This window comes from Phyllobacterium sp. GQ127 (assembly GCF_059758635.1).
Genome location: NZ_JCAXDZ010000002.1, coordinates 258,833 through 272,231 on the forward strand (window position 1 = coordinate 258,833; position 13,399 = coordinate 272,231).

Consider the following 13,399-nt stretch of genomic DNA (forward strand, 5'->3'; position numbering starts at 1 on the left):
CAAAAATTACTTGCACAGCAGCTTTAACGTGAAGCAGCCATAATTGGGCGCTACCCGCATGCGCTCGATATTCAAGGGTTGCTTATGCCAAACACCAGTTTTCAAATTTCCCGCCGCTACTTTATCGGTCTGGCTGCCGTTGGAACCTTGCTCCCGCTGGCCGCCTGTCAGACCATCGGGCCTGCCGGAAACAGCATGGGCGCTTCGGCTTCTGCGAGCGCAAACATCAATAATATTCGTAACGGCAATGGACTTTCTGGTTTGGAGAGCGATGCCACTCTGGAGCGAGCCGCCGGGCAACAGGCAGCCTATATGGCGAAGGCCGGGCGCATGGTTCACACCACGGGCTGGGGAAAGAGTTTCGAAGCACGGGTCAAGACCAACGAAATTCATGGTGCCGCTGCAGAGAATATTGCAATGGGGCGCATGGACATCGACCGGCTTTTCGCGATGTGGATGGCGTCCCCGCCACATCGTCGCAATATGCTGGATGCTCGTTTCAAACGCTATGGCTTGGCCTATGCCGAGGCAAAGGGTGGTAGCGGAGAGCGATACTGGGCGCTGGTTCTTGCAAGCTAAGGTAGTTGTCGCAATTACTCTGGCAAGGTTTGATGCGCGGTGGCATAGAGAAACAGCAGCTGATTCCGGTTGCAATGCCGGTGCCATAGATGATGATCGATACGCCACCTGTTCTCAGTTCAAAAACTATTCGCCCTTTTGAGGTAACGAATCGCCTCATGTTGGCCATTACCATTCCAGTAATGCTGGCATCGCTGACAACGCCATTGCTGGGGCTCGTCGATACTGCCGTGGTTGGTCAGCTTGGTGATCCGCATTTGCTGGGTGGTCTTGCCATTGGGGCGTTGGTCTTCGATTTTCTGTTTTCGACCATGAACTTCCTGCGCGCCGGGACGACCGGGCTGGTTGCGCAAGCCATGGGGCGGCACGACAATATTGAGCAACAGGCGGTCTTCTGGCGCGCTATCGGCATCGCGGTTGTTGCGGGACTCGTCTTTATAGCGGCAACGCCACTTATCCTCAGTGCTACGATCAGCTTCATGAATCCGGGTAAGGCAATCGCCGATGCCATATCGACATATGTATCGATCCGGTTGCTTTCCTCGCCCATGGCGCTTGGCAATTTTGTGGTACTCGGCCTCCTTTTGGGGCAAGGCAAGGCGATGCAGGGTCTTTATCTTCAATTCCTGCTGAACGGCATCAATGTCATCATGACGATCTGGCTCGGACTTGTTATGGGATGGGGCGTTGTGGGTATTGCATGGGGCACAGTGCTTGGCGAAACCGCCGCGCTTCTTGTCGGGCTCGCCCTCGTTTACAGGCAGTTTCGTGCTGTACCCAATCCATCCCGCGCGCGCATTCTGGATATGCACGAAATACGCAGGATGTTTACCGTCAATCGCGATATCATGTTGCGTTCGTTCTTCCTGTTGATCGCCTATACCTATTTCACGCGCGCAGGGACGGAAGCAGGCGCTGTAACGCTTGCAACCAATGCTGTCCTGATGAATTTCCTGCTGATCTCTGGCAATTTGATCGACGGCGTTACCACTGCCGCAGAACAGATTGCCGGGCGAGCCGTGGGTGCGCATTATCGCCCGGCATTTGACCGTGGTATCAGGCTGTCATTTTTGTGGGGGATGGTGCTTGCATCCCTCATGGCGCTGTTTTTTCTGATCTATGGCAATGCCATTGTCGCGGTGCTGATAAAATCACCCGAAGTGCAGGCTCTTGCCGCGATCTATTTGCCCTGGGCGGCCCTATCGCCGGTCGTCGGCCTGTTGGCGTTCCATATGGACGGCGTATTTATCGGCGCAACCTGGTCACGCGATATGCGCAACATGATGGTTCTGTCATTGCTGGGCTATTTTGTGGCCTATTTCATATTGCCGAAATATTTGGGCAATCACGGGCTATGGCTTGCCTTGTACCTGTTTCTCGGACTGCGTGGAATATCGCTCTTATACATCCTGCCCAGCAGAGCACGCGTACAGTTTGCCGATTAGTCTGGGGTGCTTCTTGATGCCCAATCATTGACATCGCGATCGCGCAATTCTGCAATATTGGAGATAGCTTCCCTGCGCATGATCGCCGAAATTTCCTTGATGATCTGGCCAGCAAATCCCGGCCCTTGGTAGATCATACTGGTATAAAGTTGCACAAGATCAGCTCCTGCGCGAATTTTGCTAATCGCCGCTGCGGCGCTGTCTATACCGCCTACGCCTATGATGGGAAGGCGTACGCCGACCCGCTGGCGCATTTTGGCGAGTATGATCGTTGAACGCTCAAAAACAGGACGGCCTGAGAGGCCGCCGGATTGGGCAGCGTTGCCGGTATTCTTCAAGCCAGATCGAGCCAAGGTCGTATTGGAAATGATAAGCCCATCGAGCGGATGCAAGGCAATTTCCGCCGCGATGTCATCAAGGCTGGCATCGGGCAAATCCGGTGCAATCTTGAGAAAAACCGGTCGTTTGACTCCAGAGCGCGCAGCGAGATCGTCACGCGTTTCCAGAACTTTGCCAAGCAACTCTTTCAGGCTGTCTCGAGTTTGCAAATCCCGCAAGCCGGGCGTGTTTGGTGATGAAATATTGACGGTGAAATAGCTTGCAAGATCATGGAACTTGCGAATTCCCGCCACATAATCGGCGATCCGATCAGAGGAATCTTTATTCGCGCCAATGTTGACGCCGACAATACCGCCGCGCCCGCGTCGCTCACTCAGACGTTTAAATGCAGCATCGTGCCCGCCATTGTTGAAACCAAGGCGATTGATCACTGCCTCGTCCTCGACAAGACGGAAAATACGTGGCTTTGGGTTGCCCGCCTGGGGCAGCGGCGTCAACGTGCCGACTTCAGCAAATCCAAATCCGAGCTTGAGCAAGGCATCGGGAATTTCAGCGTTCTTGTCATAGCCAGCCGCCATGCCAAGCGGGTTGGGAAAGTCGAGGCCTGCTACGTTGACACGCAATGCCGGGTCGCTGATCGGGGCACAGGCTGGGACAAGGCCAGTCTTGAGCGCCTTGATCGAAAGGCCGTGAGCGTCTTCCGGATCGAATTTGAAGAGCAGATTGCGACCGATTGATTGAAACAGGCCGCTCATGCCGTTAGCTCCGGAAATATGTGTTTGCCATCACTGCCGAGAGGCAGCGGCTTTACCCATTCAACAGCATCGAGCGGCAATAGTGCATAAAGATGGGGGAAGAGGGCGCCGCCCCGCGATACTTCGAATTTGAGCGCCTGACCAAGTCTGTCGGCACGTACAGCGACCAGAAGCAGATTATCTTGTCCGGCAAAATGCTTGTCGGCCGTTTCCCGAACCTGCTCTGCTGTCGAAAAATGGATATAGCCATCGGCATGGTCGATAGGCGCGCCATCGAATACACCCTTACTTTCGGCCACCTGCCAAAGCGCACGCGGTGTCAGCTTATAAATCATTTGTGTCATTACAGGTTTACTAGACGCAAATCCGCCATGCGCAAAGCGTAGACTGCACTCGATAACAGAAATATCGGTCGTTTTCGGATTTTTGGCGTATTGTTTGATCATGATGGATCGTCTGCAAAGGCTGGAGGAACTCAATGTCACGCACACTCGTACCATTCGCCTTTCTTGCTGCTGCATCGCTATTTGCAGGATCAGCAACGGCACAAGAAACAACAAGTTACTCGCTGGAGAAAACCGCAGACGGTTATGTCCGGATGAATAATAAAACTGGTGAAATGTCGATCTGTCATGAAAAGCTTGGCCAACTGGTCTGCAAAGTTGCAGCGGAAGAACGCACGCTTTACGAAGAAGACATTGCCGATCTGAAGGCTCGTGTTGCCAAGCTGGAAGATACGGTGGCCGGAATCGGCAAGCTGCCGCCGGTGGTCCGCGATAATCTTCCTTCAGATGAGGATTTTGAAAAAGGCCTGAGCTACATGGAAAAGTTCATGCGGCGCTTCATGGGATTGGCCAAGGAACTCGATGGCGAAAACAAGGATGCGCCGTCAAATCCGGCTGTTCCGCAAAAGACCTGAATGCCTTGATTTTTGACAGTAAGTTGGCAGTAGGGATTGTGTATTGAATCGCATTTGTTCTTGATTTGTTCTGCAACTTCGTGCACCTTTATCGCTTGGAATTCTTCTCTGGGAGCGATGAAATGTTTGCCGTACCAACATTGATTGGAGAGGTTTCGATCAGGCTTTTTGTGCGACATGGTGATCAGCAGGATGCCCTCGATTTTTATGAGAATGTATTCGGGGCAAAACTGGCGGGTCGTCCTTATTTGCATGACGGTGTTTTGATTGCCGCCGAAATACGCATGGGTGAATCGGTAATTATGATTGTGGGAGCCAACCCGAAACGTGACGCTGATGCCTCGCTGGGTGGTCCTCGCTCTGCCCATGCTATTGGCGCAACACCCGTTATGCTGGATATCCATGTGGATGATGCGGATCGCGTGATGCATCATGCAATCTCGGAAGGTGGAACGGCACGCAACGAAGTGGAGACACTTGAGAGCGGCGATCGCGCTGGCGTGCTGGTCGACCCGTTCGGCCATATTTGGGTCATCAAGTCACGCCGCAAGCATCTGGCAGCGTGACTGGTCAGAAAAATGGATGCCGGCCTTTTATACTGCCGACATCAGGTGGCAAAGCGTTTCGTCGCCGCCACAAGCTCATGCACTATCCCGGGTTCGCTTACCGCATGTCCCGCATCTTCCACGATACGCAAGTCGGCTTCCGGCCACACCTTCTTTAAATGCCATGCGTTCAGAAGGGGAGTGCACATGTCGTAACGGCCATGCACGATGATCCCTGGAATATCGCGGATCAGATGTGCATTGCGCAGCAAATGATCATCCGTATCGAAAAAGCCCTTGTTCTGGAAGTAATGGCATTCGATACGCGCAAAAGCGATGGCGAAATGGTCGGAGGCGAAGGCATCCGCTCTGGCGGGATCAGGTAGCAAGGAGAGGGCTGAACCTTCCCAGCGCGCCCACAGCTTGGCCGCTGCCAGACGCACAGCTTCATCAGGATCGGTCAGGCGCTTGTAATAGGCCGCGATCATATCGCCGCGCTCTTCTTCAGGAATATGCTCCTGATACGCTTCGAAGCGATCCGGGTATATAATGCTGGCACCGTTTGAATAGAACCAATCAATCTCGAAGCGGCGAATAAGGAATATGCCGCGCAAGATAAGTTCGGTTACTTTTTCAGGATGGGTTTGCGCATAGGCCAGCGCAAGCGTTGATCCCCATGATCCGCCGAATACTTGCCATTTTTCCACGCCAAGATGCGCACGAATACGCTCCATGTCGGCGACCAGATCCCATGTCGTATTCTCATTCAATTCGGCATAGGGCGTTGATTTTCCGCAACCACGCTGATCAAACAGAATAATACGATAAAGTTCCGGGTCGTGCAGCCGACGCATGGTGGGGTTTATCCCACCACCCGGACCGCCGTGAATCATGATGACAGGTTTGCCATCAGGATTACCGCACTCTTCCACGTGGATTGTGTGCAATTCGGAAACTTCCAACATTTCTTCCGAATAAGGCTGCGCCTCAGGGTAGAGAGTATGTGTGATCATCCAGTTCTACTTTCAAACTTTTCCCCACAAGCGATAATCGCTTGGGAATAAGATTTTAACAAGGCATTTCATTTCTCTGACCCTAATAGGTTTGAGTAGGGCGCAGTAAAATTGCGACCTGTAAAAATCTAGTTGATATATCAGATGAATTGGATTTAGTCGTTTGAATTAGATATTTCGCATTAATAACTGCAGTTATTTTCAATACCAAGGGATCGTTTGGACTATGAAATATACAATTGTCATTGTGGATGACCATCCCTTGTTTAGAGGCGCTTTAAAATTAGCGCTTTCCTCTTCAAACGAACATGTAGAAATTATTGAAGTTGGCGATCTTGATGGTGCCAAGCGTCTTATTGAGTCATCGGCCGAGATTGATCTTGTATTACTGGATCTCTCATTGAATGGCATTGGTGGGATGACCGGTCTTATCACCTTGCGGGCGCTGCAGCCACTTGTTCCGATAGCTATCGTATCAGCCACGGATGATCCGGTAACCATACGGGCTGCGCTCGGACTGGGCGCTTCCGGATTCATTTCCAAATCCTCCACACCAGATGTCATTAATGCAGCCGTGCAAACCATTCTTGACGGGGGTATCTGGTCCCCATTGGATGGAAGCGAAGAAGGTGAATTGGACGCCGATTTAGCCGATCTGATCCGGTGTATCCGCAAGTTGACGCCGCAGCAGGCGCGCGTGCTCGATATGATGGCGGATGGAATGCTGAACAAGCAGATCGCCCATGACCTGAATGTGTCAGAAGCCACGATCAAGGCCCACGTTTCCGCGGTGCTTTACAAACTGGGCGTGGAAAGTCGCACCCAAGCCGTTATCAGGCTGGCCCGGTTCAGGGACGAAATGCAACCGGTGGAACTGCCACAGGGCTAGAGTAAAATTTGGCCTAACCTTCGAGAATCACTCGGCTGCGATACTTTGCCGGAAATGTGAGAGCAGCGCGCGCAATATGGCTGGCCGCACTGGCTTGTTGATCAGCGATACACCCAATGCGGCTGTCCGACGCTGGACCTCTTCAGATCTGTCGGCTGTAATCAACGCCGCATCAATATCACTGCCATAATAGTCCCTTGCCGATTGAATGACGTCGAGTCCGTTCTCGTCCTCGAGATTATAGTCAGCCAGAATAGCATCAGGCGGGGACTTGTTTTTAGAACAATACTCCAGGACTGCTTTGCCCGTTCGAAATGCCACTATGCTGCAACCCCAGGCATTCAACAGTTCTTGCAGACCAGCCAGCGAATCCGCATTATCGTCAATGCAGACTATGCGCATTCCTGTCAGCGAACTCGCTGGACGCAATGTGGATGCGGTTTCACTGGAGGATAAGGCAAGTTTATCGGAAAGCGGCATCGTGACTGAAAATATCGAGCCCTTGCCGACAACCGACTGTACGTTGATACCCAAGTCAAGGATTTTGCCAATCCGTTCCACGATAGACAGACCAAGGCCAAGTCCGTCAGATTCTTTCATGCCTTCTGATAACCGGGCAAACTCATGGAAAATATAATCGAGTTTTGACTGGGCAATACCTATGCCTGTGTCACAGACACTCAGCTGTGCAGATTGGCCGCGTTTACGCATGCCCACCAATATTTTGCCGCTTCGGCTGTATTTAATCGCATTGGAAATCAGGTTTTGGATCAGACGTCGCAGCAAGTTGCGATCCGTCGTTACGATAGCAGAGGTTTGCACGAGGCGAAGATCCAGCCCTTTTTCACGCGCTGCGGGAGCAAAATCCCTGACTATCTGCTGCAGGAGCGGATCAAGGCGAAAGACAGACATGACCGGTTTCAATGCGCCTGTATCCAGCCGGGAAATATCGAGGAGTGCACTGATAATGGACTCGACAGCTTCAAGCGATGAGTCAACATTTTGTACAAGCTCTCGCTCACGCAAATCGCCCAAGCGTTCGATCAATGCCGATGAGTAAAGGCGCGCGGCATTTAACGGTTGAAGAATATCGTGGCCGGCATCTGCCAGGAAACGGGTTTTCTCGATATTGGCCTCTTCCGCACGCTTTTGGGCCTTCGCCAATTGCTGATTGGCCAATGTCAGTTCGCTTGTGCGATCGCGCACGCGCTGTTCGAGAGACTCGTTTATTTGCCGCAGCAATTCATCAGCATTGATGGTGTCGCTGATATCAGTGAAGGTTGCAACCAATCCGCCGTCAGGCATGGCGTTGGAGCGAATTTCGATGGTTTTTCCGCTCATTCGAAGCTTCACGCGCAGGGGTTCTTTGGCATTGATGAATGCGTCCATATTGAGCGGCTGTTGCGCGTTCAAACTATCCCCATTGCGAAATAATGCGGTCAGAATCCGGTCGAGCGGTGTCCCCATCCGCTGTTGTTCACTGAGCAAATCCAAAGTGAGTTGAAACTGCAAATTCCAGCAGCTCAAGCGATATTGACTGTCGAAGACGCCAATTCCCTGATCCATCTGGTCCAAAGCGGTCTGGAGAAGCTGGCGGTTCTGCGAGAAGGCATCGGTAGCGTGATCCAGCAGAATTTGCGCCTGCCGTTGCGCTGTGCTGGCCGGTCCCATCGCCAGCGACAAGATCAGTCGGGCTGATGGTGGCCCAACGATGCCGGACAAAAACTGTTCGGCAAAATGTATGGTGTTAAAGTCCGCCGGTTCATCATCGCCCAGCGTGATGTTCGACTGTTTGTAGAAATTGTTGAAAGCAAATTCCGTCTGCGCGCTGCCAATATATTTTGCCAGCGTAGCCTTCAATTGCCTGACCGTGAGGTTCGATTCCACACTATTGAGTGGGTTTTTTGAATGAACCTTATCTGCAATGAATATCGATGCCTGGATGCGTTCGCTTGGAGTAGCGGTTCTGGAAACCGATCCGATGATGAAGAGCGCAACATTCACCACCAGCGTCCAGAAGAGACTATTGACCAGTTCGGATGTCTCGAAGCCAAACAAGGCCTGTGGTCGTAGCGTTACAATGCCGAATGGGCCATTGGTGAGAAGACTGGAATCCATCGGCACGAGACTTGGCAGGGCCATTGTGTAGAACCAGATGGAAATGCCTCCGAATATGCCAAGAAAAACGCCGCGCGCATTGGCACGGCTCCACAGCATTCCGCCCAAAAAGGCAGGAGCAAGCTGGATCATGGCCGTGGCGGAGATAAGTATCAGTGATGCAAAGCTCACATGCACCGAAAGGACAAATTGATAGCCGAATGCGGCCAGAAGAATCGCGAAAACAACGACGCGGCGGAGCCCAAGAATGATTTTTGAATAATCCTTGGCTGCATTTGTGCCCACCGATGTCCGTTTCAGAAAAAGCGGCAAAAGCAGGTCATTTGAAATCATGACGGACAATAATATCGATGGAAACAGCATCATCGTCGCGGCTGCTGCCAACCCGCCCGCAACCCCGATTATTCCCAGCCAGAATTGTCCTGCGGCCACGGGCAGTGCCAGGAAATAGAAGTCGACGGAAGCATTGGCCGGAAGAACGATCGAGCCAACAGTCGCTATGAGAAAGATGAAAACTCCGAGGACCAGCATGGTTGCCGAAATGAACCAGCGGGCCGTGCGCAGCTCGCTATCATTCCTGTTTTGAACGATGATGAGATGAAATTGACTGGGGAGAAGAAATACCGAAGACACTCCGAATATGACAAGACTGATGAAGTCCCCAACGGAAAACTTATGCTTGAGAGCGGTTATGTGGCTTGGATTGGTCGAAATCATAGCAAGAATTTCTGACGGCGAGCCGAAGAGCCAAGTGGCAGTGGCTATTCCAATGGATAAAATCGCCGCATATTTGATCACAGTGTCCAAGGCCAAGCTATGAACGATTCCATTGTAGCGCTCTGCTGAAGGATTGGACCGGCCGCTGTAAAAGACAATGAACACGGCGATCAGTGCGATAAACAAAAATGGAACGACAAGGTGGTCGGTGTGGTCATGGCCGGTTTGCGGCGTATAAGCGCCTGCCAGCACGTCGAAGAGGTAGTGAATCGAACTCATCAACAGGGCGAAATAGGGGATTAAACCCACGGTCGTGATGGACGTTACGACGGCGGCCACCAGGAAGCTTTTACCGTATCGCGCACCAATCATGTCGGAAATCGAAGTGATACCTTCTGCCCGCGCCAACTGTCGCAATTTGAGCAGGAAGGGGAAGCCGACAGTAAAGATCAGTAGAATTCCCACATACAGACCAACAAATTCTATGCCATGCAGTACAGCGTAGCCCGTCGACCCGTAATAGAGCCAACTACTGCCACTCGCGGCAATTGCGAGTGAATATAGCAATGGGCGTGATCGGTTTATTGTGGCTTCGCTCTGATGATCCGTAATGTAGATCGTACAGAATTGTATCGAGAAGTAGAGAATCGCGACGATTATCGCGGTCCAGCTTGCCATTCGCTATGTCCCCGTATTGGGCCGAAAACGTTGAGTGATTTACGCTGAAGCAAGCAAGTCAGCCGGCAAATCAGCTGTAGAAACATTCAACCGGTCTATTAATTAATACGCAAATTCTGTTAGTGTGGCGCTTGTAATAAAGACTATCTGGGGCGGATGATTCGCTTTATCACACAATACTGGAGAGTGGTATATCATGCTAAAGGAATTCAAAGAATTTGCCTTGAAAGGTAACATGGTTGATCTTGCAATCGGTGTGATCATCGGTGGCGCTTTTGGCAAGCTGGTAGAATCCATCGTAGCTGATCTGTTGATGCCAATTATCGGCCTCTTGACCGGCGGTATTGATTTTACAAATCTCTACATCCAATTGTCGGGTGCTCCGGCCCCAACCCTTGCAGCTGCGCGCGAAGCCGGTGCAACCATTGCTTACGGCAATTTCATCACTCTCCTGATCAACTTCCTGATCATCGCCTGGGTGTTGTTCATGGTGGTTAAAGCCATGAACAGATTCAAGAAAAAGGAAGTGGCGGCCGATCCCGCTCCAGCCAGAGAAGAAGTTCTACTTACGGAAATTCGCGATCTGCTTGCGAAGAAATAAGTTTTCCCCAAACCCCAGCCAGCAAGCTGGGTTTTTCTTTTGTCATCTTCTGTCAGCAGCACATCATTTCGGCTGATGGAAACATCACAAATATCCGCGTGATAAAAGACCTGCGTTGCGTTAGGCCTTCTGCTCAATGGGTCTCTACGGAATGATCCTTGGAGACCTGCAAAATATTGAGTGGGAAGCGCCATGAGTTTAATTCAACATCTCCGGCACGAAGCGGCAGTGGCACCGGAAAGCGGCATCGTCGCGGTTATGAACCACGGCAGAAAGCAGGAGGGAGTTATTCCTCTCTGGGCCGGTGAGGGCGATCTTCCAACCCCGGAATTCATTCGGGCCGCAGCGGGCGAAGGTCTTGACAATGGCGAGACATTTTACACCTGGCAGCGCGGCATTCCCGAGTTGAGGCAGGCTCTATCCGACTATTATAAGCGTCATTTCTCTGTCGATCTTCCTGTCGAGCATTTCTATGTGACAGGCTCAGGCATGCAGTCCATTCAACTCGCCGTACAAGCCACCGCCGGGACGGGCGATGAAGTTATTTATCTTTCTCCCGCATGGCCAAATTTTGCTGCCGCCGCCGCCATTGGCGGAGCAACGCCCGTTGCGGTGACGCAGGATTTTACCGGCAATGGCTGGACCTTCGATCCGCAAAAGATTCGCGATGCAATCACGCCAAAAACCAAAGCTTTATTTATCAACACGCCATCCAACCCATCCGGCTGGACTGCGGATGTGGAGACATTGCGGGAGATGCTGGCAATAGCGCGCCAGCACGGCCTATGGATAATTGCCGATGAGATTTATGCGCATTTTTACTATGGCGCGCGCAGGGCTCCGTCATTCCTTGACGTCATGGATCCGGAAGATCGCATCATCTTCGTCAATAGTTTTTCGAAAAACTGGGCCATGACTGGATGGCGGGTGGGGTGGCTCGTTGCCCATCCTTCGCTCGGCCAGACCATTGAAAACCTGATTCAGTATTCCACGTCAGGTGTTGCGCAATTCATGCAGCGTGGGGCCGTAGTCGCGCTGAATCAGGGTGATGATTTCATCCGTTCGCAGGTAGAACGCGCCCACAAGGCTCGCGATATCCTGTGTGCCCGCCTGGCTGCCACGGGACGTGTGCACCTATCGCCACCTGCCGGCGCATTCTATCTCATGTTCGGAATTGAAGGCATCAGTGATTCTTATCGGGCTGCCTTCGATATTGTCGACCAGGCGAAGGTTGGCCTCGCGCCCGGAACAGCTTTTGGCGATGGAGGAGGGGCCTTTTTGAGGCTTTGCTTCGCCCGTAGGCTCGATGAGATTGAGACCGCTGCCGATCGACTGGCCGAATGGATCAGGTCCCGGTAGCGGACGGCCTTATCAGCCGCCTGCCTTGGATACGGCCAGCGTTACCACCCGGTCACTGGCTTCCACAGGTGTCGCTTCTCCGGTGGAGAATGGAATGCCGAGCGCGATCCAGACTTCCACGAGGGCATCCTTCAGCTCAACAATCAGCTCATTGCTGTGGAACGGTGTTGGCGTAATGCGCAGCCGTTCGGTGCCGCGAGGAACTGTCGGATAGTTGATCGGCTGGATATAGATGCCATGCTTTTCAAGCAGGCGATCACTGGCCTTCTTGCACAACTCCGGATCGCCCACATGAACCGGCACAATATGGGTTTCTGAGGGCATGACCGGAAGATTGGCCTGTGCAAGAACATGTTTGGTCAATTGCGCCTGTTGCTGGTGCAATCGGCGCTCTTCCTGAGACACCTTCAGGTGCCGGATGGATTCTGTCGCGGCAGCGGCGATCACCGGCGGCAAGGCCGTTGTGAAGATAAAGCCCGGTGCATAGGAACGAACTGCATCGATGACACTTTTGGGCCCGGTTATATAGCCGCCCAAGGTGCCGAATGCCTTTGCCAGCGTTCCCTCAATAATGTCGATTCGATGCGAAAGGCCTTCGCGATCGGTGATTCCACCGCCCCGCTCGCCATACATGCCGACCGCATGAACCTCATCAATATAGGTCATGGCATTGTATTTTTCGGCAAGATCGGCAATGGCATCAATGGGGGCGATATCGCCATCCATCGAATAGACAGATTCGAACACAATCAGCTTGGCGCGTTCGCGTCCGGCAGCCTTCAGGAGTTCTTCCAGATGCGCCAGATCATTGTGACGGAAAATGCGCTTCTCTGCACCCGAACGCTTGACGCCCTCGATCATGGAAGCGTGGTTCAACTCATCGGAAAAAATCAGGCAGTTGGGCAGAAGCCGGGCAATGGTTGAAATCGAAGCTTCGTTGGAAACAAAGCCCGACGTGAAAACAAGCCCGGCCTCCTTGTCGTGAAGATCGGCAAGTTCAGCTTCAAGCTCGACAAGCGGGTGATTGTTGCCTGAAATATTGCGGGTGCCGCCAGCGCCCGAACCCATGCGGCTCGACGCGTCATGCATCGCTGCAATCACCTTGGGATGCTGGCCCATGCCGAGATAATCATTGGAGCACCAGACAGTAATCTCGCGCGTGTCCTCCGCCGAGCGCCAGAGCGCGCGCGGGAACTTTCCCACAATCCGTTCCAGATTGGCGAAGACTCTATAGCGCTTTTCAGCATGCAGCTGGTCAATAGCGTCTTCGAAAAAACGACGATAGTCCATGAAGTGCTCCTGTATGCTTCATTTACTACCGTTTTTGCCCGCCAAAATCCACGACTGCGGGGTGGGCAATTTGCCACGCTTCGCATAATGCGCGATGGACAGTGGAAACCTTATGGAAATGCTGACCTATCAGCAGCCTGCACTTGATAATT

Annotated in this window: 12 protein-coding genes; 7 read left to right on the forward strand and 5 right to left on the reverse strand. The window is 52.4% G+C overall.

The features are described 5' to 3' along the window. Window positions 1–84: 84 nt before the first annotated feature. On the forward strand, window positions 85–579 hold the full coding sequence (locus AC6CHM_RS09540) for a CAP domain-containing protein (RefSeq protein ID WP_498172887.1): 495 nt from the start codon (window positions 85–87) through the stop codon (window positions 577–579). Between the two features lie 89 nt (window positions 580–668). Continuing rightward, window positions 669–2,024 carry an MATE family efflux transporter gene (locus AC6CHM_RS09545; RefSeq protein WP_440807327.1) on the forward strand — a complete coding sequence of 452 codons (1,356 nt, stop codon included), beginning with the start codon at window positions 669–671 and terminating at the stop codon, window positions 2,022–2,024. On the opposite strand, the gene AC6CHM_RS09550 is transcribed toward AC6CHM_RS09545, so the two are convergent. Then, on the reverse strand, window positions 2,021–3,118 hold the full coding sequence (locus AC6CHM_RS09550; RefSeq protein ID WP_498172888.1) for a quinone-dependent dihydroorotate dehydrogenase: 1,098 nt from the start codon (window positions 3,116–3,118) through the stop codon (window positions 2,021–2,023). The two genes, AC6CHM_RS09545 and AC6CHM_RS09550, sit on opposite strands and share 4 nt — an antisense overlap. Then, window positions 3,115–3,462 (reverse strand): DUF952 domain-containing protein, encoded by a 348-nt coding sequence (locus AC6CHM_RS09555; RefSeq protein WP_115051599.1) that lies wholly within the window; start codon window positions 3,460–3,462, stop codon window positions 3,115–3,117. Before AC6CHM_RS09555 ends, AC6CHM_RS09550 begins: the two co-directional genes overlap by 4 nt. A gap of 134 nt (window positions 3,463–3,596) precedes the next feature. Between AC6CHM_RS09555 and AC6CHM_RS09560 the strand changes: the two genes are divergently transcribed. Continuing rightward, complete coding sequence (locus AC6CHM_RS09560) at window positions 3,597–4,037, forward strand: hypothetical protein (RefSeq protein ID WP_336440616.1); 441 nt, start codon at window positions 3,597–3,599, stop codon at window positions 4,035–4,037. Window positions 4,038–4,159: 122 nt separating this feature from the next. Further along, window positions 4,160–4,603, forward strand: coding sequence for a VOC family protein (locus tag AC6CHM_RS09565; RefSeq protein WP_115051308.1), 444 nt, complete (start codon window positions 4,160–4,162; stop codon window positions 4,601–4,603). A gap of 41 nt (window positions 4,604–4,644) precedes the next feature. Here the strand turns inward: AC6CHM_RS09565 and pip are convergent, their stop codons facing one another. Continuing rightward, window positions 4,645–5,595 carry a prolyl aminopeptidase gene (pip, locus tag AC6CHM_RS09570; protein ID WP_115051307.1) on the reverse strand — a complete coding sequence of 317 codons (951 nt, stop codon included), beginning with the start codon at window positions 5,593–5,595 and terminating at the stop codon, window positions 4,645–4,647. Between the two features lie 226 nt (window positions 5,596–5,821). Between pip and AC6CHM_RS09575 the strand changes: the two genes are divergently transcribed. Continuing rightward, on the forward strand, window positions 5,822–6,484 hold the full coding sequence (locus AC6CHM_RS09575; RefSeq protein WP_115051306.1) for a response regulator: 663 nt from the start codon (window positions 5,822–5,824) through the stop codon (window positions 6,482–6,484). A gap of 27 nt (window positions 6,485–6,511) precedes the next feature. Here AC6CHM_RS09575 and AC6CHM_RS09580 read toward each other — a convergent pair whose 3' ends face one another. Continuing rightward, a complete protein-coding gene (locus AC6CHM_RS09580) occupies window positions 6,512–9,997 on the reverse strand; it encodes a PAS-domain containing protein (RefSeq protein WP_498172891.1) in 3,486 nt (1,161 codons plus the stop codon). A 196-nt stretch (window positions 9,998–10,193) separates the two neighbouring features. Here AC6CHM_RS09580 and mscL point away from each other — a divergent pair, with 196 nt between their 5' ends. Both mscL and AC6CHM_RS09590 read left to right on the forward strand, forming a co-directional pair. Beyond that, window positions 10,194–10,598, forward strand: coding sequence for a large conductance mechanosensitive channel protein MscL (gene mscL / locus AC6CHM_RS09585; protein ID WP_115051304.1), 405 nt, complete (start codon window positions 10,194–10,196; stop codon window positions 10,596–10,598). A 192-nt stretch (window positions 10,599–10,790) separates the two neighbouring features. Further along, window positions 10,791–11,957 carry a pyridoxal phosphate-dependent aminotransferase gene (locus AC6CHM_RS09590; protein WP_307282709.1) on the forward strand — a complete coding sequence of 389 codons (1,167 nt, stop codon included), beginning with the start codon at window positions 10,791–10,793 and terminating at the stop codon, window positions 11,955–11,957. Between the two features lie 12 nt (window positions 11,958–11,969). Here AC6CHM_RS09590 and hemA read toward each other — a convergent pair whose 3' ends face one another. Next, the gene (gene hemA / locus AC6CHM_RS09595) at window positions 11,970–13,247 is read right to left on the reverse strand and encodes a 5-aminolevulinate synthase (RefSeq protein WP_498172893.1); all 1,278 of its coding nucleotides are present in this window, start codon (window positions 13,245–13,247) and stop codon (window positions 11,970–11,972) included. Window positions 13,248–13,399: the final 152 nt, after the last annotated feature.

What these genes read in the sequence shown, in the direction of transcription:
- AC6CHM_RS09565 (WP_115051308.1), top strand. Translation starts at nt 4,160, where the DNA reads ATGTTTGCCGTACCAACATTGATTGGAGAGGTTTCGATCAGGCTTTTT.
- AC6CHM_RS09545 (WP_440807327.1), top strand. Translation starts at nt 669, where the DNA reads ATGATGATCGATACGCCACCTGTTCTCAGTTCAAAAACTATTCGCCCT.
- hemA (WP_498172893.1), bottom strand. Translation starts at nt 13,247, where the DNA reads ATGGACTATCGTCGTTTTTTCGAAGACGCTATTGACCAGCTGCATGCT.
- mscL (WP_115051304.1), top strand. Translation starts at nt 10,194, where the DNA reads ATGCTAAAGGAATTCAAAGAATTTGCCTTGAAAGGTAACATGGTTGAT.
- AC6CHM_RS09560 (WP_336440616.1), top strand. Translation starts at nt 3,597, where the DNA reads ATGTCACGCACACTCGTACCATTCGCCTTTCTTGCTGCTGCATCGCTA.
- AC6CHM_RS09540 (WP_498172887.1), top strand. Translation starts at nt 85, where the DNA reads ATGCCAAACACCAGTTTTCAAATTTCCCGCCGCTACTTTATCGGTCTG.
- AC6CHM_RS09550 (WP_498172888.1), bottom strand. Translation starts at nt 3,118, where the DNA reads ATGAGCGGCCTGTTTCAATCAATCGGTCGCAATCTGCTCTTCAAATTC.
- AC6CHM_RS09555 (WP_115051599.1), bottom strand. Translation starts at nt 3,462, where the DNA reads ATGACACAAATGATTTATAAGCTGACACCGCGTGCGCTTTGGCAGGTG.
- AC6CHM_RS09575 (WP_115051306.1), top strand. Translation starts at nt 5,822, where the DNA reads ATGAAATATACAATTGTCATTGTGGATGACCATCCCTTGTTTAGAGGC.
- AC6CHM_RS09590 (WP_307282709.1), top strand. Translation starts at nt 10,791, where the DNA reads ATGAGTTTAATTCAACATCTCCGGCACGAAGCGGCAGTGGCACCGGAA.
- pip (WP_115051307.1), bottom strand. Translation starts at nt 5,595, where the DNA reads ATGATCACACATACTCTCTACCCTGAGGCGCAGCCTTATTCGGAAGAA.
- AC6CHM_RS09580 (WP_498172891.1), bottom strand. Translation starts at nt 9,997, where the DNA reads ATGGCAAGCTGGACCGCGATAATCGTCGCGATTCTCTACTTCTCGATA.